At 43.4% G+C, this 22,191-nt stretch carries 24 protein-coding genes and 2 pseudogenes; 5 read left to right on the top strand and 21 right to left on the bottom strand.

Going from position 1 to position 22,191, the window contains the following annotated elements; genetic code table 11:
* Positions 1 to 196: 196 nt before the first annotated feature.
* The gene (gene cgeA / locus SC79_RS05595; RefSeq protein WP_039074217.1) at positions 197 to 589 is read left to right on the top strand and encodes a spore crust protein CgeA; all 393 of its coding nucleotides are present in this window, start codon (positions 197 to 199) and stop codon (positions 587 to 589) included.
* Between the two features lie 6 nt (positions 590 to 595).
* The gene (locus tag SC79_RS05600; RefSeq protein ID WP_039074218.1) at positions 596 to 1,549 is read left to right on the top strand and encodes a CgeB family protein; all 954 of its coding nucleotides are present in this window, start codon (positions 596 to 598) and stop codon (positions 1,547 to 1,549) included.
* Between the two features lie 258 nt (positions 1,550 to 1,807).
* Here the strand turns inward: SC79_RS05600 and SC79_RS05605 are convergent.
* From SC79_RS05605 to msrA, 3 genes and pseudogenes are all read right to left on the bottom strand, one after another.
* Positions 1,808 to 2,956, bottom strand: a pseudogene (locus SC79_RS05605) (phytase).
* Between the two features lie 1,053 nt (positions 2,957 to 4,009).
* Positions 4,010 to 4,444: a peptide-methionine (R)-S-oxide reductase MsrB gene (gene msrB, locus SC79_RS05615; protein ID WP_039074220.1), complete on the bottom strand. Its 435-nt coding sequence runs from the start codon at positions 4,442 to 4,444 to the stop codon at positions 4,010 to 4,012.
* Entirely contained in the window at positions 4,445 to 4,978 is a 534-nt protein-coding gene (gene msrA / locus SC79_RS05620) for a peptide-methionine (S)-S-oxide reductase MsrA (RefSeq protein ID WP_010331330.1), read from the bottom strand.
* A gap of 128 nt (positions 4,979 to 5,106) precedes the next feature.
* Here msrA and SC79_RS05625 point away from each other — a divergent pair, with 128 nt between their 5' ends.
* Positions 5,107 to 5,532 (top strand): MarR family transcriptional regulator, encoded by a 426-nt coding sequence (locus SC79_RS05625; protein WP_039074221.1) that lies wholly within the window; start codon positions 5,107 to 5,109, stop codon positions 5,530 to 5,532.
* A gap of 52 nt (positions 5,533 to 5,584) precedes the next feature.
* On the opposite strand, the gene SC79_RS05630 is transcribed toward SC79_RS05625, so the two are convergent.
* The 7 genes and pseudogenes from SC79_RS05630 to ilvA form a co-directional block, all read right to left on the bottom strand.
* Complete coding sequence (locus SC79_RS05630) at positions 5,585 to 6,922, bottom strand: MATE family efflux transporter (RefSeq protein ID WP_039074222.1); 1,338 nt, start codon at positions 6,920 to 6,922, stop codon at positions 5,585 to 5,587.
* An 86-nt stretch (positions 6,923 to 7,008) separates the two neighbouring features.
* Positions 7,009 to 7,188, bottom strand: a pseudogene (gene ypmT, locus SC79_RS05635) (protein YpmT); the annotation flags it as partial.
* Positions 7,189 to 7,200: 12 nt separating this feature from the next.
* Positions 7,201 to 7,764: a YpmS family protein gene (locus tag SC79_RS05640; RefSeq protein WP_010327978.1), complete on the bottom strand. Its 564-nt coding sequence runs from the start codon at positions 7,762 to 7,764 to the stop codon at positions 7,201 to 7,203.
* Positions 7,765 to 7,773: 9 nt separating this feature from the next.
* Positions 7,774 to 8,541: an SGNH/GDSL hydrolase family protein gene (locus SC79_RS05645; RefSeq protein ID WP_039074223.1), complete on the bottom strand. Its 768-nt coding sequence runs from the start codon at positions 8,539 to 8,541 to the stop codon at positions 7,774 to 7,776.
* Positions 8,542 to 8,618: 77 nt separating this feature from the next.
* Positions 8,619 to 9,200, bottom strand: coding sequence for an SCO family protein (locus SC79_RS05650; protein WP_039074224.1), 582 nt, complete (start codon positions 9,198 to 9,200; stop codon positions 8,619 to 8,621).
* A gap of 143 nt (positions 9,201 to 9,343) precedes the next feature.
* Positions 9,344 to 9,595: a DUF2535 family protein gene (locus SC79_RS05655; protein ID WP_010327975.1), complete on the bottom strand. Its 252-nt coding sequence runs from the start codon at positions 9,593 to 9,595 to the stop codon at positions 9,344 to 9,346.
* 84 nt (positions 9,596 to 9,679) lie between these two features.
* A complete protein-coding gene (gene ilvA / locus SC79_RS05660; RefSeq protein WP_010327974.1) occupies positions 9,680 to 10,948 on the bottom strand; it encodes a threonine ammonia-lyase IlvA in 1,269 nt (422 codons plus the stop codon).
* A 247-nt stretch (positions 10,949 to 11,195) separates the two neighbouring features.
* Between ilvA and SC79_RS05665 the strand changes: the two genes are divergently transcribed.
* The gene (locus SC79_RS05665) at positions 11,196 to 12,191 is read left to right on the top strand and encodes a sigma 54-interacting transcriptional regulator (protein ID WP_039074225.1); all 996 of its coding nucleotides are present in this window, start codon (positions 11,196 to 11,198) and stop codon (positions 12,189 to 12,191) included.
* 20 nt (positions 12,192 to 12,211) lie between these two features.
* Positions 12,212 to 12,853, top strand: a complete 642-nt coding sequence (gene trhA / locus SC79_RS05670; protein ID WP_039074226.1) for a PAQR family membrane homeostasis protein TrhA — start codon at positions 12,212 to 12,214, stop codon at positions 12,851 to 12,853.
* 32 nt (positions 12,854 to 12,885) lie between these two features.
* Here trhA and SC79_RS05675 read toward each other — a convergent pair whose 3' ends face one another.
* The 11 genes from SC79_RS05675 to SC79_RS05725 all read right to left on the bottom strand — a co-directional run bounded on the left by SC79_RS05675 (position 12,886) and on the right by SC79_RS05725 (position 21,946).
* The gene (locus tag SC79_RS05675; protein WP_039074227.1) at positions 12,886 to 13,506 is read right to left on the bottom strand and encodes a lysophospholipid acyltransferase family protein; all 621 of its coding nucleotides are present in this window, start codon (positions 13,504 to 13,506) and stop codon (positions 12,886 to 12,888) included.
* Positions 13,507 to 14,013 carry a dihydrofolate reductase DfrA gene (gene dfrA / locus SC79_RS05680; RefSeq protein WP_039074228.1) on the bottom strand — a complete coding sequence of 169 codons (507 nt, stop codon included), beginning with the start codon at positions 14,011 to 14,013 and terminating at the stop codon, positions 13,507 to 13,509. It lies immediately after the preceding gene.
* Positions 14,010 to 14,804 (bottom strand): thymidylate synthase, encoded by a 795-nt coding sequence (locus tag SC79_RS05685; RefSeq protein WP_039074229.1) that lies wholly within the window; start codon positions 14,802 to 14,804, stop codon positions 14,010 to 14,012. Before SC79_RS05685 ends, dfrA begins: the two co-directional genes overlap by 4 nt.
* 84 nt (positions 14,805 to 14,888) lie before the next feature.
* Positions 14,889 to 15,422 carry a phosphatidylglycerophosphatase A family protein gene (locus SC79_RS05690; RefSeq protein WP_039074230.1) on the bottom strand — a complete coding sequence of 178 codons (534 nt, stop codon included), beginning with the start codon at positions 15,420 to 15,422 and terminating at the stop codon, positions 14,889 to 14,891.
* A 16-nt stretch (positions 15,423 to 15,438) separates the two neighbouring features.
* Positions 15,439 to 16,050, bottom strand: a complete 612-nt coding sequence (locus SC79_RS05695) for a YpjP family protein (protein ID WP_010327967.1) — start codon at positions 16,048 to 16,050, stop codon at positions 15,439 to 15,441.
* A gap of 254 nt (positions 16,051 to 16,304) precedes the next feature.
* Complete coding sequence (locus SC79_RS05700; RefSeq protein WP_039074231.1) at positions 16,305 to 17,090, bottom strand: class I SAM-dependent methyltransferase; 786 nt, start codon at positions 17,088 to 17,090, stop codon at positions 16,305 to 16,307.
* Positions 17,091 to 17,132: 42 nt separating this feature from the next.
* Positions 17,133 to 17,567, bottom strand: a complete 435-nt coding sequence (brxA, locus tag SC79_RS05705; protein WP_039074232.1) for a bacilliredoxin BrxA — start codon at positions 17,565 to 17,567, stop codon at positions 17,133 to 17,135.
* Between the two features lie 105 nt (positions 17,568 to 17,672).
* Positions 17,673 to 19,349, bottom strand: a complete 1,677-nt coding sequence (gene ilvD / locus SC79_RS05710; protein WP_010327964.1) for a dihydroxy-acid dehydratase — start codon at positions 19,347 to 19,349, stop codon at positions 17,673 to 17,675.
* A gap of 290 nt (positions 19,350 to 19,639) precedes the next feature.
* Positions 19,640 to 20,773, bottom strand: coding sequence for a conserved virulence factor C family protein (locus SC79_RS05715; RefSeq protein WP_039074233.1), 1,134 nt, complete (start codon positions 20,771 to 20,773; stop codon positions 19,640 to 19,642).
* 59 nt (positions 20,774 to 20,832) lie between these two features.
* Positions 20,833 to 21,450, bottom strand: coding sequence for an HD domain-containing protein (locus SC79_RS05720; RefSeq protein ID WP_039074234.1), 618 nt, complete (start codon positions 21,448 to 21,450; stop codon positions 20,833 to 20,835).
* Positions 21,451 to 21,463: 13 nt separating this feature from the next.
* Complete coding sequence (locus SC79_RS05725) at positions 21,464 to 21,946, bottom strand: glutathione peroxidase (RefSeq protein WP_010327960.1); 483 nt, start codon at positions 21,944 to 21,946, stop codon at positions 21,464 to 21,466.
* Positions 21,947 to 22,191: the final 245 nt, after the last annotated feature.

The following is a 22,191-nucleotide window of genomic DNA, read 5'->3' on the forward strand; positions in this document are numbered from 1 at the left end:
CTCCTTTATCCTTATGCTCTGTTTCACAATATGACTGATTTCGATTTATGGTATAGGCTATGTCCACTCATTTAAAAAATCAGCATTTTCCTTAAATATATGAAAAATAGGTCAGGTACGGCATTCGACTCATACCAAATGGCGGCCTGAAGAATATGATTAACGTGAGTTCACTATTGAATAGGAGGTGTGTGTAATGAGCTCTGAAAAGGCAGAGTTAAAAAAGGATTTGATTAAAACCCTTTTAAACCCTTTATTTCCAACTGCAACAGAAGGAGGAGAAAACGTGGAAAACCATCTTAAAGACTTGCTTGAAGCTGCAATCGATCAAAAAGTAGATCAAAGTGAAATGATTACGGCTGAATCTACTTCCCTTCCGGCAAGATGGATTTTTGCCAGAATTACGCCAGGCACTACGATCAGCATCGTAACTGATTCAGGTGACATGATCGGACCAGTTGTTTTCGTTGCTTTTGATCAAGTTCACGGCATCGTATTTGTAACACAGGAAAGCTCCGTCACGCCAGAAGGGCAAGCTACAACATTAATTGATGTCGACAAAGTAGAAAGCGTCACATTCTTTTCATAACATCTGATGAAAGTGTTGTATATCCAGTCGGGATACGGAGGAATATACAGTTATTTTGACCGCTGGGCTGAAGAATGTTTTCGTCATACTCATACAGAGTACATGTCTGCAGATATTCCGGAACCAGAATCTCTGGAGAACATCGAAGCGTTTCAGCCGGACTTCGCACTCATGATGGTTGGAGACCGCGTTCCTCACGACTGGCTGACCTGGTTAAAGGGTAAGGATATTCCCGTATATGTTTGGCTGACCGAAGACCCATTTTACATTGATGTCAGTCTTCAGGTGATAAAGCACGCTGACGCCATATTAACGATTGAACAAAATGCCGCTCTCTATTATCAGGAGCTTGGCTGCCAGCACGTCTATTATGTTCCGATTCCAGTGAATCACCGGCTGTTTAAAAAAATGGACACAGATGATTCTTTTCATTCAAATCTGCTTATCATCGGCTATCCTTACCCTAACCGGGTTCAGCTTATAAAAGAAGCGGTGCATCTGCCTTTCACCGTTCGGGTTATCGGAAAGGAATGGAGAAAATACCTGCCGAATAAAGTGCTCAAACAGCCGCATATCGATGTCGTCAGCACATGGGTTCCGCCCGAACAGGCCGTCCATTATTATAACGGGGCAGACATCGTGATGAATGCGCATCGGCCCTATCATTTTGCTTTCAATCAAAATCATATCCGCCTCCAAAATGCCAGTTTTAATAACCGGACGTTTGATATAGCTGCATGCGAAGCATTTCAATTAACAAATTTACCCGCGGCACATCCTTTTTCATCCTTTATTTCTTATCACAGCATGAACGACTTTAAGGAAAAAGCCGCTTTCTATATCAACCACCCTGAGGAACGTCAAAAAGCTGCAGCAGCCAATTACAAAGAGACCGTGCCCGCATATACGTTTGATGAGCTTCCTGCAAAACTAAAGGCAATCCATCTGGCGCTTTCTTGAAAAATCGTTCATTGTGATGAACGATTTTTTCCGTACAGAAAAAAGCAGCCAAACAAGCTGCTTTCCAGATTGTTGACCAAATGCTGAAACGGTTTGGTCTTAGCGTTTGGTCAACTTTTTTCGTGATGGAAAACCCTCGCTGTCTAGGAATAAAGAGTATTGGGCGCAGCGAATAGAAATTCGTGAACATCAACGCGCGGGACTGACAACGAATGGCTTGTCGACACGCTGAAAGCCAGCTGAATGTGCTGCTCTTTCTTAGCCGTCAGAACGGTCCTTCAGCTTCCTCGGATTCACCTGTTTATGAAAATGAGGCTTTCCTCCTAGATGCTTTGCAATCTGTTCCCATGACACAATTTTGAAGTTCTGATTGACGGCTTGTCCATTGTCAATATTTTCACCGTCCTGCGCCACAAAAATCCCGTACGGATATTTTGGGCCGAGTCCGAAACCGAGAACATCAATACCGTCTGTGTCACTGGTGCCGTCTATCTTTTCGCCATCTGCAATGTCAAAATTGGCTATGTAGCGATTGCTTCCCTGACGTTCATACATTGCATAGCTGTTATTTCCCTGACTTGAGGCCATGAGATATCCTTTGCCTTCTGGCGCATAATAGATCGTCAGTCCTTCAATATCAGCTGTCAAGCGTTCTCCTGTCGCGCGGTCGACAACCAGTCCCTTTGATCCTCCGTCTGGCTCAGCATGAAATTTCCAGATGGCTTCAATTTCCTCTGCTATATACAAGTTCCCGTACTCATCATCAGCAACAAGGCCTTCTGTCTGTGAATTCAATTTAAATTCACGCTATAGTTTCCCCGTTACATAACCCTTTCCTTTATCAACAATTTCATATTGCTCGAATTCTCCCTGTTTGCCAGTCACTAATGCGTAAAATGCTCCTGTTTTCTGGCTGTGATACAGGCTGAACCCGTATACCTCGGAAATACCAGTTGAAATAGGATGGTGGGGATCTGTAATGCTTTTCAACTTTCCTTTCTCTCCGTCAATTGCATAGACTTCGATTGTATTTTTTCCCTCAGATCGGTTGGAGGCGGCAGCAATATCAATTTTTTCGCCGTTCAAAGGAAAATCATAACGCAGATCGACATTATTAAGCTTTCCAAACTCATAAAATTGAAGCTGTTTGCCGTTTAAATCATACACGACGAGTCCTGACTTCTTATTTGTTGTGATCAACTTGCTTTTTTCCGGATGCTTTTCGTGAACCCAAATGGCCGGGTCATCTGCTGCGTCATCACCAGAAGGGACAGGATCGGTCTCCGTTTGTGCCGTCACTTTAAAATGATGTTCCGCTTTCACATGGTGTGCAGACACCGAGTGAGTTGTCAGGCTAAGCAATATACCCGCAACAGTGCTTAGCAGTATTGTTTTTGAAACTTTCATTTTGCACCCCCCTCCTTATCACTATCGCTTCTATTGTAAAATATATACAGGTATTTAACCGTGACGAAAATGAACTTTTTTTGTATTGTTTCTAACTCATAAATCATTTTTTCCCTATGAAGCACGTGAAATGGCTCCGTCAGAATAGTTTTTACGGCGCGAGAGTAAGATCATTATGAATATTTAGTACAACGTTTATTTAGTTTACTTTATTGTCTGATTGCCCTTGATAGGGATTTTCTATAAAAAAAGCACACTTTGTGAGTTGATCATTCCCATACATTTTTTTGAAAAGTATGCGGAGGATAAACGGCTTTTGGACTCGTACATGCGCACGACCACAGATGGGTATCAGGCAATAAAACCGTTCTGTCATGTGAAGACATCCATTTGAAGACATCCAGACCAATCTCATCAGCGGACAGGATGTGGCGGGGCCGCCCTTTTATACCGGGGGCAGCATGTTATGAGTAAAGCTGTATCGCCTATAAATACAATGGGTGCCACCAAGCTGTTATCTGAAAATCTGAAACCCCCACGTCCATGACAGAGAAACTGTGTTTTGCTTCGGAAATGTTCCCGCCCCAAAGGGTTCGGCCATTCCGATTTTATTTGCACAAAAGATGGAGCGTGATCCGCTAAAATCTCAGGCAAGAACATGACGAGGTTTTTCAATCATGCGGCTATATTGACATTGTAACCAGCTGCTATTCCAAAGGCGGAGAAGCTTTTATTTTAAAATGAAATCATTGAAGAAGAATATGTATGCATCGCAGCACGGGCTCCCGTATCCGGCCCGCAGTGGAACCCAAACGTCCGGGTGAAAAGCAACACAAAGAAGGAACGCCCCTACATGAAATTGATTCTCTGTATAGATGGCGCAAGCTTTAGACGATACTTCCAGAGCCTGAAAAACATCCTGATTTTACGCAAAGACAATCTGCCAAATATCAATGAGATTAAGCCCCTCTCATTAAGAAAGACAGAATCGCGCAATGAAAAAAAGGCAAAAAACAAGCCTGTCTATCCAGTAGGCAGGCTTGTTTTTTTGTTTTATTTTTCAAAAAGATGCAGGTAGCTTTCGTATCCTTCTTCTTTCAGCTGATCCTTCGGCACAAACCGCAGCGCCGCTGAGTTTATGCAGTAACGAAGCCCGCTTGGCCCCGGTCCATCGTTAAATACATGGCCAAGATGAGAATCAGCCGTACGGCTTCTCACTTCTGTGCGAATCATGCCGTGGCTCGCGTCTAATTTTTCTTCCACTTCTTCTTCTTCAATCGGCTTTGTAAAGCTTGGCCAGCCGCAGTGGGAATCAAATTTATCCTTGGATGTAAACAATGGCTTGCCTGACACAATGTCAACATAGAGCCCTTCTTCCTGATGATCCCAAAATTCATTTTGAAACGGCGGCTCTGTGCCGTTATTTTGCGTCACTTCATATTGCATGCGGTTTAGTGACTTGATTTTTTCTTCTTTATTGTACCCCATTTATTTCGCCCCCCAATGCTCACTGATAAATCCTGCTCGTCCAGATCCCGTCCGATAGCGCTGATAATGTCCAGGATTCTTTTTATAAAAATGCTGATGGTAGTCTTCCGCTTCATAGAAAGGTTCAGCTTTCAAAATGTCCGTTACAATCGGATCCTTAAAGATACCGCTATCTATCAAACGCTGTTTGGAAGCCTCCGCAAGCTCCTTTTGTTTATCATTATGATAAAAAATGGCTGCACGGTAGGAGCTGCCGCGATCCGCAAACTGGCCGCCGGCATCTGTCGGATCGATTTGCTGCCAAAATAATTCAAGCAGCTTTTCATAAGGAAACACATCAGGCTGAAACGTGATTTGAACGGCTTCACGATGTCCTGTCGTTTCACTGCACACCTCTTCATACGTAGGGTTTTCAGTATGGCCGCCTGTATACCCGGACACCACTTTTTCAATCCCCGGCTGTTCGTCAAAAGGTTTGACCATACACCAAAAACAGCCTCCTGCAAATGTGGCGATTTCTTTTTTTTCAGACATACTGGTGCCTCCTTTGTTCATACGTGGTATTATTATATTATAGCATGTAAAAATAGAATGAAAATGATTCTGCTTTTCATAAAATCTATAGGTTTTAAGCAATATGCTTATGTAATGGAGGTACAAATTTGAAAGTAAGAACACAGATGATGTACGATATGGAAAATTTACTCCGTAAAGTCTTTAAACAAATACGCAACGAAATCAATGAAATTCTTGATAAAGAGCTGTCACGGAATGAATTCACCATTCTGCGGATCCTCAGTGAACAAGGTCCTAAAAAGGTCACCGAATTTGCGCCTATTTTAGAGGTATCAGCAAGCCACATTACAGCTGTGACTGATGCGCTGGTGGAAAAGGAATGGATTACGAGAATCAGATCGAAGGAAGACAGGCGCATCATCCGCATTCATATCACCGAAGCGGGCGAAAAAGTCCTTCAGCATTTCAACGAGAAAAAAACAGAATATTTCTTTAAACGCTTTGACTGCTACACCGATGCCGAACTTGCCTCATTAATCGAGCTCTTCAGCAAACTTGATAAAAAGCGATGAAAAAAAGCACATACCGCTAGACATGGGTATGTGCTTTTTGAGCGCGCTTCACTTATTTTTCAGCGAACAGTTTCATTGTTTTCCATCGCCCGTATCTGTAATACAAAAACGCCGCACAGCTGCTTAATAAAAAACTCATTCCGATTCCGAGCCCGATTCCTTTCTGTCCAAACCAAGATGAAAATAGAGCCGTGAAAGGATATCTCAAAACCCAAAACGATATCAAATTTAAAACCAGCACTTGCAGCATCGCTCCTGCGGCTCTGACGATTCCGTTCAGCACGAAATTAATCCCGATAAAAGGATAGAAAAACGCGATCCATCGCAAATATTGTTCACCAAACGCGACCGCATCAGGGTCGCTGATAAATAATTTGATCAGGTATTTACCAAATACCCAAATCATGACTGCAATCACCATCATGCAAGAAATAACAGCCATCACACCAAGCTTCGCAATCGTTCCCACTCTTTTATGGTTCCCGATCCCGATATTTTGCCCCGCCATACTGTTGACTGCCGTACCGGCAGCCATAGCCGGGAGCGTGATGATGCTATCGAGCCGCTGCACCGCGCCGAAGCCTGACACCACATGCTCTCCGTAGGAGTTGACAACACTCATAATCGCCATCATACCGCCTGTAATCACCATCATCTGCAGACCGGCTGGAATCCCAAGTTTTAAAATCAGCGCGGACTCTTCCCACTTTGGAACTCGAGGGATAGAGAACGGCACAAGCTTGTGTTTGAGGACATAAAACAACCCGTACAGAAACGCAATCCCCTGTGACAAAATTGTCGAATAAGCTGCTCCCGCTATTCCCATGTGCAGCACAGAAATAAAGAGCGGCGCCAACACAGTATTCAGCACAACGGCAAATGCAATAAACCGGAGAGGTGTCTTGCTGTCGCCGAGGGCCCGAAGCACCGTGCTGATAAAGTTATAACCAAACAAAAATAAAATGCCGATAAATTGAATTTGTAAATAGGTCTCAGCAAGCGGTATCATCGACTCCGGCGTTTTTAGAAGACGAAGCAAAAGCTCTGACAGAAAAAAACCGGCCGCACCAAATCCAATGCTTAGGCCTGTTAATAAGACAACAAAAGCGTTGATATACGACGCCATCCCTTTTTTATCATCTTTACCCTTTTGCTGTGACAAAATCGTTAATGTCGCGTTGTTAAGGCCTAAAATAAAAGACAGCACGGTTAAAACAATCGTGCTCGATACCGCGGCAGCCCCAAGAGCCTTTGCCCCCAGTAAATTGCCGATCCACAAACTGTCTATAAATTGAAAGGAAACCTGCAATGCGTTTCCGAGCATAATTGGCATTGAAAACAGCACAAGCTGTTTCAGCACGTTCCCCTGCGTAAAATCGTATGCTTTCATTTTTTCTCCTTGTGGTCTTACATTTTCGCTTGGATCACACGAAAAAAGAGACGTTGTTTACTGTCTCTTTTTTCATGACTTATCGGTTTTTTTCGGTCTCTCATACCGAAAGTAAACACCATCACACTTAGGAACAAGGCACAATAGGAAATGTTCAAATACATTTGATCCATATCTTCAGCGGCCAGATGGTGATAGGCAAGCCAGCCGAAATACAGGGAAAATGTAAAAGATAATAAACTGAAATACTGGTAAATCCGTTTCATTTTCAGTCACCTCTATTGTTTAGGATGGTAATAGGAAAACTCAATTTCATCTTTTTCTAAATTTATTTTATCCGCTTTGACATACATTCCATTCGTTAAAGGCATTTCTGACAGACGCACTTCAATGCTTTTGTCGCCGGGATGTACGTGGACAAATGACGGCAATTCGTAAAAGCTGTCCATATAATTTAACACAAAGCTAATCGGTATACTCAATTTCCCTAACGAAAATTTCGTAACATTCAGCTCCACATCGCCATTTTTTTTCACAGTCGGCTCAAAAGCGACAAGCGCATCAATGGACGTGGAAAAAGCCTTGATTTTCCCCGCGACATGGACATCATCATCGATCTCTACTTTATAATCAAGCTTGTTTGATGCTTTGTCTTTTAAATAGGAGTTCACAAACGCAGCTAAAGATTCTTTTGTGCTTGTCACTTGAAATCCATACTCACTCTCAGTTGAATCCTTCACCTGAGCTTGTTTTCCCGGCAGCATGACTAGTGTCACAAACCCAGCGGCGAGAATCAGATTGATGGCAAGCAATATAAAAAACAGTCGTTTCCACTTATTCATGATGTCACCCTACTCTTTCGGTAATCCTTCTTTTTCAATTGCTTGATAAACGCGCTTCGCGATAAGGGAATAACCCGTACCATTAGGATGAAAATCATCATCCTCTGAAATTCTGCTGCTGGCGCTTTTTTGATTGAATAAATCTTCAATATAAATGATTTTCGCAAACTTATCTTTTTTCAGCTCTTTTTCAGCTATTTCGTTCCAATCAGTAACAACACCGTTTATTTCATTTAATTCAGATAACGTAAATGTAAACGGATTATACATGCTGACATAAATCAGCTCAGCGTGATCATTCAGTTCCCGAATTTCAGAAATGATTTTTTTAAAACGCTTTTCATACGGTTTTTCCGCTTCCTGAAATGGTTCCATGGTTAATTGCAGGAAGTTTTGGTGAAGGACTTTCATCAAATCATTGCCGCCAATTGTAAAAAAGACATAATCAGCGTCCTTTATGCCTTTTTGAACCTTTTTATCTTTTAATTTCTCTAATAAATCATCAGAACGGTTCCCTTTTACGGCATAATTTTTTACGTCTACTGTTTTGACTTGTTTATCTGAGCGGATAGAATCCGCAACCATGCCGACATATCCCTTACCCGCGGGATCTCCGACACCTTCTGTCAGCGAATCTCCGACAGCCGCTATTACAATGTGCTCTTTCGTTTTCGGTTCATTAGCTTTTTGTTTTCCCTCAGATGCTGTACGTATGCTCGTACAAGCAGTAAGAAGCAAAATCAAACTGGCCATGAGTGAAAAAATGCGCAGCTTCAATCTTGTTGCTCCTTCCCATTCTACTAGTGGAAAGTGTATCATGTTTTAGAAGATTTGCAAATGCCTAGTCTCCTTGCTTACTTGAGTGTGCTGGCTGATTTCACATCCTTTATAATATCATCGTACGGCGTATTTTCCACCCCATTGTAATCTTTCAGCACCTTACCGTCCGGCCCCACCAAATAAAAGGAAGATTGATGAATGACTTGGTCTTTTCCCTCCGGTTTTTTCACTATCGCTTTGAAACTTTTAAGCGCGAGCGCCTCAATCTCACTCTGGCTGTATCCCGTGAGGAAATCCCAGTTGTCAAAAGATAGCGGATAATTCGCCGCGAATTTCTTCAGCTGTTTTGGATTATCGTTTTCCGGGTCAACACTAAAGGATACGATCCGAACATCTATATTCTCGGCTTTTAGTTTTTTTTGCAAATCGGTCATATGAGCAGTCATCGGAGGACATACAGTTTCACAATTAGTAAAAATAAAATCCGCCAGCCATACTTCTCCTTTTAAACTCTTTAATGAAACATCCTTGCCGTCTTGGTTTTGAAATGTAAAAGGCTCCACCTCGTAATTAAGCGGATCTGTAATTTGTTGTCCTCCGCAGGCACACATAAGCAGAATAAACAGCCCTGCTATTAAACCTTTGATCACCTTCATGACATTCACCCTTTCCAGCCGGTAAAAGCTCTTGCCTGCTATATCCTCTATTTATATCTTATATATTCGGTACAGGCAAAAAAAATCCTGCATGTCTCCCAACCAACGGTTTCAAAGGGAGACACACAGGTTTAAGCAGCATATTACGCGTTGTACTTTAACACCTCTTGATGAAAAACAGCCTGATAATCAGCCCATTTCATCCGGCGCTTCATATCTTGTCGGAAAGAATACACTTTTGTCCTGCTGTTTGATGAAAACACTTCTTTTAAGTAGAACTGCAAATGGTGATGTAACATAAAGAAATAGTGCTCATCTTCCTTTAATACAGGTATCTCTGTCACTTTCACCTGAATCCCGTCACTGCGTTTGAACTCTAGGCTTTTGAGTAACAAGCTATCAATCCTCTTTTTTGTTTTTCTTCTATTATATACAATGCCGGCCGGGCTGTCTGTCATTTTACGCGGTTGTGTGAAAATTTAGATCAGCAAATGAAACAAGTCCTCATCCTTATTCACTTCTACATAATGAAACGCTTTTTTGTTCATTCGTTCAATCAGCGGCCCATAATCGGCCTTGTTCTGCAGCTCGATGCCGACAAGAGCAGGTCCGTTGCTTTTATTATTTTTCTTCGTATACTCAAACCTTGTAATGTCATCATTCGGCCCGAGGACTTCGTCAAGAAATTCACGGAGCGCCCCCGCTCTTTGCGGAAAATTGACGATAAAATAATGCTGAAGTCCTTCAAAAATCAAGGACCTCTCCTTCATTTCCTGCATTCTTCCGATATCGTTATTGCCCCCGCTGACTACACACACCACATTTTTGCCTTTCAATTCATCCTTGTACAAATCAAGCGCCGCGACAGAAAGAGCACCGGCCGGTTCAGCAACAATCGCACATTCGTTATATAATTCAAGAATGGAAGTACATACTTTCCCTTCTGGGACAAGGAGAATGTCATCCACGACTGATTCCAGAGTCTGGAATGTTTCCTCCCCAATTTTTTTAACAGCTGCTCCATCTACAAATTTATCAATTTTATCAAGTGTGACGACATGCCCCGCTTTGTTTGATTCAAAATAGGATGCCGCTCCTTCCGGCTCAACAGCAATCAACTTTGTTTCTGGAGACACATTTTTCAAATAAGTGCCTACCCCTGAGAGGAGGCCTCCCCCTCCGACACTTGCAAAAAGAAAATGCGGTTCTGTATCAATATCGTTTAAAATCTCTACCGCCAGCGTTCCCTGGCCGGCCATCACATCCGGATCATCGAACGGATGGATAAACGTCCGCAATTCCGCCTCACAACATTCAACAGCGCTTTTATACGCATCATCAAACGTATCACCTGTCAAAATAATATCGATAAATCCTTTTCCAAACAGTTCAACTTGAGAAATTTTTTGCCTCGGCGTTGTTGACGGCATAAAGATTTTTCCATGAATGCCAAGATGTTTACATGAGAACGCTACACCTTGAGCATGGTTTCCGGCACTGGCACATACAATTCCGTTCTCCGTCTGCTCGCTGGAAAGCTGTTTCATTTTATGATAAGCCCCTCTGAGCTTAAAAGATCTGACAACTTGCAAGTCTTCACGTTTCAAATAGATATTGCATTCATATCTCTCAGAAAGTCTTTCGTTCCTTTGCAAAGGTGTGTGGATCACAACATCCTTCACGTTTTGATGAGCTTTCAAAATGTCTTTCACTTGGATGAGAGAGTTTTCTTTAAGCAACGGTTTCATGTACAGATTCCTTTCTTGTTTTAAATCCCTATTTAATATGCCATTATAACACGAATATTCAAAAAATAAGACAATTATTTTTATTAACAATTAAAAAAATACAGACTGCGATTACAATTTCTCCAGATAACATCCCCGTCACCAGCATTTTAGCAGGCCTAAAGAAAAAGAAGATCGAAAATAAAAGGTGTTTTGGGGTAAAAGACGTGTTATAATAAAACCAATTAGAACCAAAAGGAGCCAATTGATGAATAGCGCACCAGCACTCAACACGTTTCATAATCTGATCGGGGAACATCAAACATTTCTAGAAGCAAAACGAATCGCCAAGCAGTTCTCTTTAACGGAGCTCCCTGTCCTCATAACAGGAAAAATCGGAACAGGGAAAGATCATGTTGCACAAGCGATCCATCAGGAATCCTCGAGATACAGCGAACCTTTTATTAGCGTCAATTGCAGCATCCATTCAGAAGAAAGCCTGATGCGTGAGCTTTTTGGCCATGACGGTAAGTCAGGTGCGTTTCAAAAAACAGCACAAGGAACCCTTTTTCTTGATGAAGTGTGGCGCATGCCTGCTTCTGTACAAGCTCAGCTGTTAAAAGTTTTAGATTCAAACACCGAGTTACCGCGGATGATCTGTGCCGCCACAGACGGATACGCGGAACATGCATTCAGGCAAGACTTATTTTACAGGCTGAATATATTAACGCTCACACTGCCCGAGTTGTCTGAACGAAAAAGTGATATACCGCTTTTGGCACAATATTTTCTTACAAACTCCGGGCGGCAATTGTCCGTTGATCCCTCAGTCTTTTCAATGCTTGAGCGGCACACATTTGAAGGCAATGTCAGGGAATTAAAAAACGCCGCAGATTATATGGCGGCAGTCTCAAACGGGGAAACGATTCATCCATATGACTTGCCTCCATATATTAGGGGCGTATTAGACGGAAAAGCGTCGAAGAAAAAAGAGAAGCTGCTGACTTTAATGGAAAAAGCCGAGTTTTTATTTATTTTGGAAACAATAAAAGTGTTAAACGAAAAAGGAGAACCAGCCAGCAGACGGTTCATCTCGGAACACAGCAAAAACACCCAAACCTCGTTATCTCCGCAGCAGGTCAGAAGCCGTCTCGATTATTTGGAGAAAAAAGATTATGTCACAAAAAGCCGCGGACGCGCCGGCACTAAAATTACGTTAGAAGGTTTGGGCTTTCTGGAAACGCTAAAAAATCAAATGATCTAGCCATCGAAAGGAGAATGCACTTGTTTACAATCAAAGAAGAGATCGCCAATGCCATTACACACGGTATCGGTGTGCTCTTATCCATACCGGCATTAGTGTTTCTGATCATATTTGCGGCTCAATACGGCTCCGCATGGGACATTGTTAGCTTTACAATATTCGGTGTCTCTATGCTGCTGTTATATGTAAGCTCCACACTGCTCCATAGCATCACACATAAAAAGACGAAAGATATTTTGGAGATTATTGATCATAGCGCCATTTATGTACTGATCGCCGGAACCTATACACCTTTTTTGCTGGGGCCGCTAAAAGGAACACTCGGCTTCACCCTGCTGGTTATCGTATGGTCTCTTGCCTTAGGCGGAATCGTTTTTAAAATTTTCTTCGTGAAACGCTTCATCCTTTTGTCAACCTTCGTGTATTTGATTATGGGATGGCTGATGATTATCGCGGTTAAGCCTTTATACGCTTCACTGACCGGAGCGGGATTCAGCCTTCTTTTTCTCGGCGGCATTTTATACTCTGTCGGCACCATTTTTTATATTTGGAAAAAGATCCCCTTCCATCACGCCATTTGGCATAGCTTTGTATTAGGCGGAAGCGCGGCGATGTTTTTCTGTGTCCTGTTTTATTGTGTGAAAGTGCCGTTTATTTCGTAACAGAAAAGCGCAGTCTTAAAGACTGCGCTTTGTTATGCACGTAATTGTTTTTCATTTGCAGGTACATAAGCTTTTGAAAAGGACAATTCGATATCTCCCGGTTTTAAACGTTTAAAAAACGACCCCTTTTGCAGGTCAGCTGTGCCTTTCGTTTTCACCATCACCAACGGAAGCTGATAGCGGGCCGCAAGTTCTACAGGGTCTATACAACCATCTAATGCAAGAATCAGGCTTTGACCTTTTTCCAGCTGTTTCGTCACATCTTTGTATACTTTTGCTGAATCGCCGCCTGAAATCACATCCATCCGATCAAGCCATTGTCCGATAAAGGGCAAGCGAAATACTTTTGGATCGGCAATAAAACCGGCCGGTTCCTCAATATACCCAGCAATCAAGGCCAGTTCAGCCAAACGCAAACGGGGATGCACATACAAAACAGGGCCATGCGGTATTGGCTCAGGCTGGTGGATCGTCACAACTGAACCGGTGATGCCGATGCAGCCTTCCAAAAACGCCTTTGGCTGCTCGTAAACAAGAGTCATCTGTTTTTTGTATGACAGACGGGGGTCGAGCATCGTTTGATTAGATAATTGTTTCATATTTTTGAGCAGCATATACACAATATAAACCACTAGCCAGCTGTAGCGAATCAATTATAATCCTCCCGTTTCAGAAGAATTCTTTTTTTCATACACCAGAAATTCGTAATCGTATCGGTTTTTTTCGTCCTTGATCCCCTGCTCAGAAGAAATGAGCTTCCAATTGGTTTCATCAAATTCAGGGAAATGGCGGTCACCCTCAAATTCGTGATGAATTTTCGTCATATAAAGCCTGTCCGCGTAAGGAAACAGCTCTGTATAGAGCTGAGCCCCTCCGATCACAAAGCATTCCTCAGAGCCCGAACAAATGTCCAGCACATCCTTTAAGGAACTGACAACCGTGCACCCTGGAAATTCTGAAGCCGGCGCTGATGTGACGACAATATTTTTTCGGTTTGGAAGCGGACGCCCAATCGATTCAAATGTTTTCCGGCCCATAATGATGGAATGGCCCGACGTTACTTTTTTAAAGTATGCAAGATCATTTGGCAAACGCCACGGCAAATCATTGTCTTTGCCGATCAGCCTGTTGGCATCCATTGCAAAAATGAACGAAATCATACGCTCACCGCCCCTTTAATATGAGGATGCGGATCATAATCCTCGATGATAAAGTCCTCAAACGCAAAATTGAAGATGGAATCAACCTCTCTGGCGAAACGAAGCTTTGGAAGCGGGCGAACGTCTCTTGTCAGCTGTAAGTTGATCTGTTCAATATGATTTTGATATATATGAACATCGCCAAATGTATGAATAAACTCGCCCGGTTCAAGCCCAGTCACATGAGCAATCATCATGGTTAACAAGGCGTAAGAAGCAATATTAAACGGCACACCGAGGAAAACATCAGCAGAGCGCTGATACAGCTGACAGGACAGCTTCCCGTCAGACACGTAGAATTGGAACAAGCAATGACACGGCGGCAACGCCATTTTATCAATTTCACCAACATTCCATGCGCTGACGATTAAGCGTCTGGAGTTCGGATTTGTCCTAATATCTTCTATAAGGCGGGAAATTTGATCAACAGTTTCCCCGTCAGCTCCCTGCCAAGAACGCCATTGTGAACCATATACAGGTCCGAGCTCGCCGTTTTCATCAGCCCACTCATTCCAGATCCGCACACCGTTTTCCTGCAAGTACCGTACATTGGTATCTCCTTTTAAAAACCAAAGCAGCTCATGCGCAATCGATTTAAAGTGGAGTTTTTTTGTGGTCAGCATCGGAAAGCCGTCCTGTAAATGAAATCTCATTTGATATCCGAAGGTGCTGACTGTGCCGGTCCCTGTTCGGTCTCCCTTTTCTTCGCCATGCTCTAAAACATGTCTGCATAAATCCTTATACTGTTTCATTTTTTTCATCCTTTAAACGTAGTCTTATAGTAGTGTAACACAATAAAAAATCATTTCTGAACGCAGAAATGATTTTTTTATCAGTCATCTGACGACAGGCTTTTCATCCTGTTCTTTTTCTTCATCTTGCAGATCCTGATGCGTATGGGCAATTCTGCTCGCAGCCGCTGCTGCAAGGGCTGCCACAATATCATCTAAAAAGGTATGAATACCGTCTGGACTCTCATCAAGTTCTTTAATGATTCCTATCTTCTCTTTATCCAGATAACCGAAGTTGGTGAGGCCGATCGACCCGTATACATTCACGATTGATAGAGGGATGATTTCGTCTATGCCGTAAAGCGGTTCATCCGTTTCAACAAGGTGCTGCAGCGGTTCCGGAAGAAGGTTCTGCTCAGCGAGCTGATCAAGCGCAAGGCCTGTCAAAACAGCATGGATAATTTCACGTTTGTTCAGCACTTTTTCCACATTCTCCATACATACACTGAGCGGCAGATTTGGATTGTATTTTTCCTGAAGTTTTTGAACAATCTGTGCAATATCTTCAATCATAACGCCACGTTTGTTCAGCATATCTTTTGTTATATCGACCATTTCATTCATTGTGTACTTTTTCATGTCAAAGGCATCTCCTTTACGCACTCATCCAGTTGGGAGGCGTGTTGCGGTCCCAGTAAATGCTCCCAAGCTCATGATGTGATTGAAATCCATCTTCTGCTGTATGATAATGAAAATTAAACCAGTACCCCTCATGTGGGGGGTGGTCTCTGCGCACATGGAATCTAAGGAGATCTTCTCCAGTCGTCCGATTGTAAACGTTGAAAATTTTCTCCGTTTTGCCAGCTGAAGGCGTGCTTGAAATCACAACATCTTGATACGCCTCATCATCTTGCAATGTCGTTAAATAATCACTAATCACATTTTCGATTTTCGGAAGAATCTCTTTCCGATAGTCATCCTCAATGACCGGAGCGATTTTGCTGCCGAATTTCAATAGGGACTGATCCTGAGCGCTGTCAAAGAGCTGTTCCTTGTACGTTTGAAAAAGCAATTCAGGATCTCGCCTGTCTTCCGACTCACCATCGTACAGGTCATGTTCATCATAAAAAGCGGTGTAATCGTTCTGCTCAAGACTGCTCGGCTGTCCAGAGGGCTTGTCCGCCATAAGAGCAGCCGGAGGAGATACGAGCCCGAACGTTACGATGGTAAATAAAACCACAAGGGTCTTTCTCATCCACAATTTCATGACTGCTTAGTCCTCTCTATATTTATATATTTCTCTTATTTTAGCACATCCGAAACATGCAAGTCATGTACGATATGAAACGAATATGCAAATTAGGATATTCGTTACTTTGCCGTTTGTGTAAAAACGCTTACAATGTTCCATGAAAGGAGGCTTTCTATATGATTGACGCTCTGTTTGCCACAGTTTCACTCTTAACATTGTTATACTTTGTCGTCATGGAAGTCACCGATTAATAGAAAGCCCGTGATGAATCACGGGCTTGTTTTACTTGCGGCTTGCATGACGCCATAATGGAACAGCGCCGTTTTTCTTTTGATGACGTTAAAACCAAACTGTTCAAATCGCGGGCTTTTCCAGTGGTCTTTTAGCACAACCCTTTTTCTGGAAACGCGCACCGCTTCTTTGATCCATCCTTCATCCAAAAGCGAATCCTCTGCCAAGTCCCGTAAAGGCGCGATGCCATCAGACGTCTCTACAGGCTCATGAAACATTGGGTCGAAATAGATCACATCAACAGAGTTGTCAGGCAGCTGCTTGATGTATTCATGGCAATCCCCATGCTTGACTTGGATTCTACTCATTGCAGCTTGAAGCTCAACTATGTCCGTTTCCCATGCCTGTAGTCCTGTCCTCACGAGAACGGACACAAGATGGTTTTTTTCAATCCCAATCACAGAACCCGTTTCGCCTACTGCCATACTTGCGATAATGGCATCCGAACCCAGCCCGAGTGTGCAATCTAAAAACGTATCCCCTTTCGATAAATCAGCTGCCCGAAGCATAGGCTCCCGCTCCCCCCGTAAAAAGCGTTTAGCTCTGAACATCGCTGTATTCGGATGGAAAAAGAATTTGGCACCTTGTTTTGTATAAAGCTCGAACCGTTCTTTGCCGACCACAAGCAAATTACGTGCAGCTGACTCCAACAGGTTTTCAACCGTTTGTTTATTTCGGCTGCAATATGGCATATCAAGCTCTTTAGCAAGCAGCTTTGCGGTTCTAACGGTGTCTTCAGTCGGTCTATAGCTTGTTGTTATCATTTTCTGTACTCTCCAAAAAAGAAAATGCCCGAAAACGGGCATTTAGCAGTGTGCATCAAAGGCAGTGGTCAAATTTTTCATAATCTCTTCCATATCGTGACCCTCAATTTCATGACGCGGAATAAAATGTACGACTTCCTTGCCTTTCAATAGAGCCATTGATGGTGAAGAAGGCTCCTGTCCAGTAAAATACTCACGCATTTTTGCAGTAGCTTCTTTATCCTGGCCCGCAAATACAGTCACTGTATTGTCAGGCTTTTTGTCATGCTGGAGGACTGCCTGTGTTGCCGCAGGACGCGCAAGGCCTGCCGCGCAGCCGCACACAGAGTTAACGACAATAAGAGTCGTGCCCTCAGCCTTTTCCATAAAGTTTTCTACTTCTTCCGCTGTTGTTAATTCTTCAAAACCTGCTCCAGTCAGCTCGCGGCGCATCGGTACAACAAGCTGTCTCATATATTCTTCATAAGCCATTGACATAAAAAAGCCCCCTCTATTATCCTTCATCTGAAGTAAAGGATACTATAGAGAGGGCTGGATTTCAAATGTTCACGCCTTAAAATAACAGAAAGGAATCCCCGTTGTCTAGATTTTCATGATACCGCCGGTGTTGGCGCTTGTCACAAGTTTGGAATAACGGGCCAAGTAGCCGGTTTTCACCTTCGGTTCAAACCCTTTCCAGTTCGCTTTCCTTTTTTCCCATTCTTCCTCCGGCACTTGAACATCCAAGATGCGTTTTTCAATATCAACGATAACATGGTCTCCGTTTTCCACGAAAGCAAGCGGTCCTCCCTCTGCCGCCTCTGGTGATACGTGGCCAATTGACAGGCCTCGAGACGCTCCGGAAAAACGTCCGTCCGTAATCAATGCCACCTTTGGCCCGAGTCCCATTCCCACGATCTGAGATGTAGGTGCAAGCATCTCTGGCATACCAGGTCCGCCTTTTGGCCCTTCGTAACGGATAATGACCACGTCGCCTTCTTTTACTTTCCGGTTGATAATGCCGTCAAGCGCCTCATCCTGAGAATCAAATACGACAGCCGGTCCTTCGTGTCTCGTAATTCCGTTCTGAACGCCGCCTGTTTTAATGATAGCGCCATCCGGAGCCAGATTGCCGAATAAAACTGCGAGCCCGCCCTTTTCAGTGAATGGTTGATCCAGCGGATGGATGACGTCATAATCCTTCACTTCATGTCCGGCAATGGTTTCTCCGAGTGTTTTTCCTGTAACAGTCAGTGCGTCTAAATGAAGCGCCCCTTCTTTCTTGGAAAGCTCATTCAACGCCGCGCTCACACCGCCGGCTTCGTGAAGATCTTCAATATACACATCTGATGCAGGCGCCAGCTTGGACAAGTGCGGCACTCGCTCAGCGACTTCGTTAATGCGTTCTAAAGAATAGTCAACGCCGGCTTCGTTTGCGAGAGCAAGCGTATGAAGAACGGTATTTGTTGAACCGCCGAGTGCCATATCGAGCGCAAACGCGTTATCAATCGCCTTTACTGTCACAATATCACGCGGTTTAATGTCTTTGCGAATGGTTTCCATTAATTGCGCAGCCGATTTTCTGACAAACTCTTTGCGTTCCGGTGCTGTCGCGAGAATGGTTCCGTTACCCGGCAAAGCAAGGCCAAGCGCTTCAGACAGGCAATTCATTGAGTTCGCCGTAAACATGCCTGAGCAAGATCCGCACGTTGGGCATCCGAACTGCTCTAATTCTTGAAGTTCGTTCTCGTTGATTTTTCCTGCTTGATAAGCGCCTACCCCCTCAAATACTGAGGAAAGGGAAATTTTCCGCCCATCACTTGTTCTTCCTGCCGCCATCGGCCCTCCGCTGACAAATATCGTTGGAATGTTGATGCGCATAGCTGCCATAAGCATTCCCGGCGTGATTTTGTCACAGTTCGGTATACAAACCATACCGTCAAACCAGTGTGCGGATACAACCGTTTCCACAGAGTCCGCGATAATTTCACGGCTCGGCAGCGAATACCTCATACCGATATGCCCCATCGCGATGCCATCATCTACTCCGATTGTATTAAACTCAAACGGCACGCCTCCAGCTTCTCTGATTGCTTCTTTTACGATTTTCCCAAACTCCTGCAAGTGAACATGACCGGGTACGATATCAATGTATGAATTACAAACCGCAATAAACGGTTTGCCAAAATCCTCTTCTTTTACCCCTGCTGCACGAAGCAAACTGCGGTGCGGAGCTCTATCGATTCCTTGTGTGATCATATTACTGCGTAATTCTGCCATGGTGATCCCCCTAAATTATTTCAATTGTTAGACTGGATTTTATTTTAACAATTTTCAGTTTATTATTGGGCTGTTTTTGCAAAAAGATAAAATACAGGCCGCCCTCGCCTCGCTTGTTTCCTTCATGTTTTTATATTTATATAGCTTTCTGTCGATGTGAACCCTCCAACTATTAATATTGTTACTTACTATAAATAGTTTTCGGACATTTTTCAACAATATTCGAAATAATTTTTATAAAAAGTGAATTCAAATAAAAAAGGTGCATGATCTGCACCCTTTCCTTTCCTTTATTCACCTTTTTTTCTGCTCTCTGTCATCTGTTTCCAAACAGAGCCTTTTGCTTCTTCTCCATGCTCAATACGTTCAAGCGCCATTTTTACTTGAAGGCTGACCTCAAATTCGGGATCATCTTCGGCAGCGCGCAGAGCTTCAATCGCACTTTCATCGCCGACTTCGTACAGGAACATAGCCGCGCGCCAGCGGACAAGCTTGCTGGAGTCGCTTAACGACTTGATCATAGCAGGAATGGCTTGAGGGTCGCCGATATCAGACAGGCAGTCTCCGGCCGTTCTTCTGACTGAGACGGCTTTGTCCTCAAGCGCTTTATACAATAGAGGAAGAACATTAGGTGTTTCAATCATTCCTAAATACACAACAGCCTGTCTTCTGACGGACACCTTGGTATCATCCAATGCCTTTTGTAAAACGGGGATATCTTCCTCTTTCGGATCCATCTGCTCCAAATGTGCATACCGTTTTTTCCAGTCCTCATCATCCAGCATGTCAAGCGTCACTTTATACGCCTTGCGCTGTACAGCTTGTTTTGCTTCGCCCTTCCCTTGAGCCGCCGCTTCTATCAGCCGTTTCATCCGCTCATCGCTGTAAGCCGCCTGAAGCTCTTCTGTCACGTCATGACCAATTTCATTAAAGTCGCCGAATCTGACGCCTTGTTCTTTCCATGCCCGCTCAAACACAACATTTGAAACTTCAGATCTGAGTTTTAATATCGCCTGCTGAAAGCGTTCGGGTAACCCGAAGCGCTCTTCCCGCTCCCCATCTGTTAACTTGACCTGCATAGGAATGCCGCTGAACATCTGTACAAAAACTTTCACTTCTCCAAAAGACTCTTGGTCAGAGCGATTTTCTCCTGTGTTTTCAGCACTTTCCATCCCAAATGCAGTGCGGACTTGCGGTAATATGTCTTTCCAATCGTATCTCGCGTTCCGTTCAACAGCAAGAAAATCAGCGACATGATATACGCCTTTCACGCCTTCTATTTTAAGAATTTCCCCGATAACAGTCGGTGCGCCATCTGCTTGATCCGGTTTATAGTTATTGCTCTTGCCCGACGGAAGCTCTTCCGTTAAGATGACCTTCATTGTATTGGGACTTGGCGTAGGTTCAATTGATTTTATCTTCATGATTGTCCTCCTCTAGCATATCTGTGACTTATTCTATCATAGTCCCCCTATGCCTTCTATTACGACGTTTTGACTTCAATCCCGAGCATGTCTTTTTCTAATTGGCGGACAAACCGAAGCATGAAATCATGCCTTTCTTGCGCTATTTCCTGAGCGGTGTCTGTATTCATCAGCTCTTTCAGCCGCAGCAGCTTATGAAAAAAATGAGCGTAGGCGCTTTGATCATTTCCATAAAGGCTGTGCCCTTTTGCCCCCGCAAACATAAAAGCTCTGGCAATCCCTATAGCGCCGATGGCATCAAGCCTGTCAGCATCTTGTACGGCTTTTCCCTCGATGCAAAGTGGCTCTCCCGCCAGCTTATCCCTGTCTCGAAAGGACATACTTGTGATGATGCGAATCACTCTGTCAGCATCCTCTTTTCCAACCCCGAAAAAAACGAGCTGATCATATACTTCGCTTACTGAAAGCCTGATCGTATCAGGCAGCTTGGCGTCAATTACATCATGAACCAAAGCCGCCGTCTCCACTATGAATAAATCCGCATGTTCCTTTTCTCCAATATACATAGCAAGCTCTGTAACCCTTGATACATGATGCCAATCATGGCCAGAGCTTTCACCGTTTAGTACACATTGGACCCATGCCCTGATTTGTTCTATTCGCTTCAATCCCTTCATACAAACACCCTCATTATTGTCCTAATAGCCTCACGATCACGTCTTCCAGCTCTTTCGGATTTGTATTTGGAGAATAGCGGCCAACGACTTCTCCATTTTCGTCCACTACAAATTTCGTAAAATTCCACTTGATTGCTTTTGTTCCCAGCATGCCTTTCGCATGCTCTGCCAAATACACAAACAGCGGATGGGCGTTTTTTCCGTTCACTTCCACTTTTGAAAACATAGGAAACGTAACGCCATAATTCGTTTCGCAAAATTCTTGTATATCTGCTTCATCACCAGGCTCCTGGCTCATAAATTGATTGCAGGGGAATCCTAAGATTTCCAGCCCCTCCTGCTGATATGTATCATATAACTCCTGAAGCTGTTTCAATTGCGGCGTAAATCCGCATTTGCTTGCTGTATTCACGATCATCAATACCTTTCCGGCAAAAGGCTGAAGTGTCATTTCTTTCCCAGTTATTGTACGTACCTTCATATGATATATAGACATGTAAGCCCCTCCTATGTCCTTACTGCTGATTATTTTACCTTTTTTACATCTCAATTCAAAATAAACATCCTTTATCAGCACTTATAAGAACAGAGTCAACTAAACCTGATATGCCTGCTGCATAATGCATAGAACTGGCTTATGCTCAAAAAGACTGTAATATATGAAAGCCCGCCTGCTTTTACCATTAGGATGCGGACTCCTTTTGTTATGTTAACCATTCTATAAAACAGGACTGTTCCCTT

The sequence above is a fragment of the Bacillus sp. MSP13 genome (assembly GCF_000815295.1).
GTDB lineage: Bacteria > Bacillota > Bacilli > Bacillales > Bacillaceae > Bacillus > Bacillus vallismortis.

What these genes read in the sequence shown, in the direction of transcription:
- cgeA (WP_039074217.1), top strand. Translation starts at nt 197, where the DNA reads ATGAGCTCTGAAAAGGCAGAGTTAAAAAAGGATTTGATTAAAACCCTT.
- SC79_RS05600 (WP_039074218.1), top strand. Translation starts at nt 596, where the DNA reads ATGAAAGTGTTGTATATCCAGTCGGGATACGGAGGAATATACAGTTAT.
- msrB (WP_039074220.1), bottom strand. Translation starts at nt 4,444, where the DNA reads ATGGGGTACAATAAAGAAGAAAAAATCAAGTCACTAAACCGCATGCAA.
- msrA (WP_010331330.1), bottom strand. Translation starts at nt 4,978, where the DNA reads ATGTCTGAAAAAAAAGAAATCGCCACATTTGCAGGAGGCTGTTTTTGG.
- SC79_RS05630 (WP_039074222.1), bottom strand. Translation starts at nt 6,922, where the DNA reads ATGAAAGCATACGATTTTACGCAGGGGAACGTGCTGAAACAGCTTGTG.
- SC79_RS05640 (WP_010327978.1), bottom strand. Translation starts at nt 7,764, where the DNA reads ATGAATAAGTGGAAACGACTGTTTTTTATATTGCTTGCCATCAATCTG.
- SC79_RS05650 (WP_039074224.1), bottom strand. Translation starts at nt 9,200, where the DNA reads ATGAAGGTGATCAAAGGTTTAATAGCAGGGCTGTTTATTCTGCTTATG.
- ilvA (WP_010327974.1), bottom strand. Translation starts at nt 10,948, where the DNA reads ATGAAACCGTTGCTTAAAGAAAACTCTCTCATCCAAGTGAAAGACATT.
- SC79_RS05665 (WP_039074225.1), top strand. Translation starts at nt 11,196, where the DNA reads ATGAATAGCGCACCAGCACTCAACACGTTTCATAATCTGATCGGGGAA.
- dfrA (WP_039074228.1), bottom strand. Translation starts at nt 14,013, where the DNA reads ATGATTTCGTTCATTTTTGCAATGGATGCCAACAGGCTGATCGGCAAA.
- SC79_RS05685 (WP_039074229.1), bottom strand. Translation starts at nt 14,804, where the DNA reads ATGAAACAGTATAAGGATTTATGCAGACATGTTTTAGAGCATGGCGAA.
- SC79_RS05690 (WP_039074230.1), bottom strand. Translation starts at nt 15,422, where the DNA reads ATGAAAAAGTACACAATGAATGAAATGGTCGATATAACAAAAGATATG.
- SC79_RS05695 (WP_010327967.1), bottom strand. Translation starts at nt 16,050, where the DNA reads ATGAAATTGTGGATGAGAAAGACCCTTGTGGTTTTATTTACCATCGTA.
- SC79_RS05700 (WP_039074231.1), bottom strand. Translation starts at nt 17,090, where the DNA reads ATGATAACAACAAGCTATAGACCGACTGAAGACACCGTTAGAACCGCA.
- brxA (WP_039074232.1), bottom strand. Translation starts at nt 17,567, where the DNA reads ATGTCAATGGCTTATGAAGAATATATGAGACAGCTTGTTGTACCGATG.
- ilvD (WP_010327964.1), bottom strand. Translation starts at nt 19,349, where the DNA reads ATGGCAGAATTACGCAGTAATATGATCACACAAGGAATCGATAGAGCT.
- SC79_RS05715 (WP_039074233.1), bottom strand. Translation starts at nt 20,773, where the DNA reads ATGAAGATAAAATCAATTGAACCTACGCCAAGTCCCAATACAATGAAG.
- SC79_RS05720 (WP_039074234.1), bottom strand. Translation starts at nt 21,450, where the DNA reads ATGAAGGGATTGAAGCGAATAGAACAAATCAGGGCATGGGTCCAATGT.
- SC79_RS05725 (WP_010327960.1), bottom strand. Translation starts at nt 21,946, where the DNA reads ATGTCTATATATCATATGAAGGTACGTACAATAACTGGGAAAGAAATG.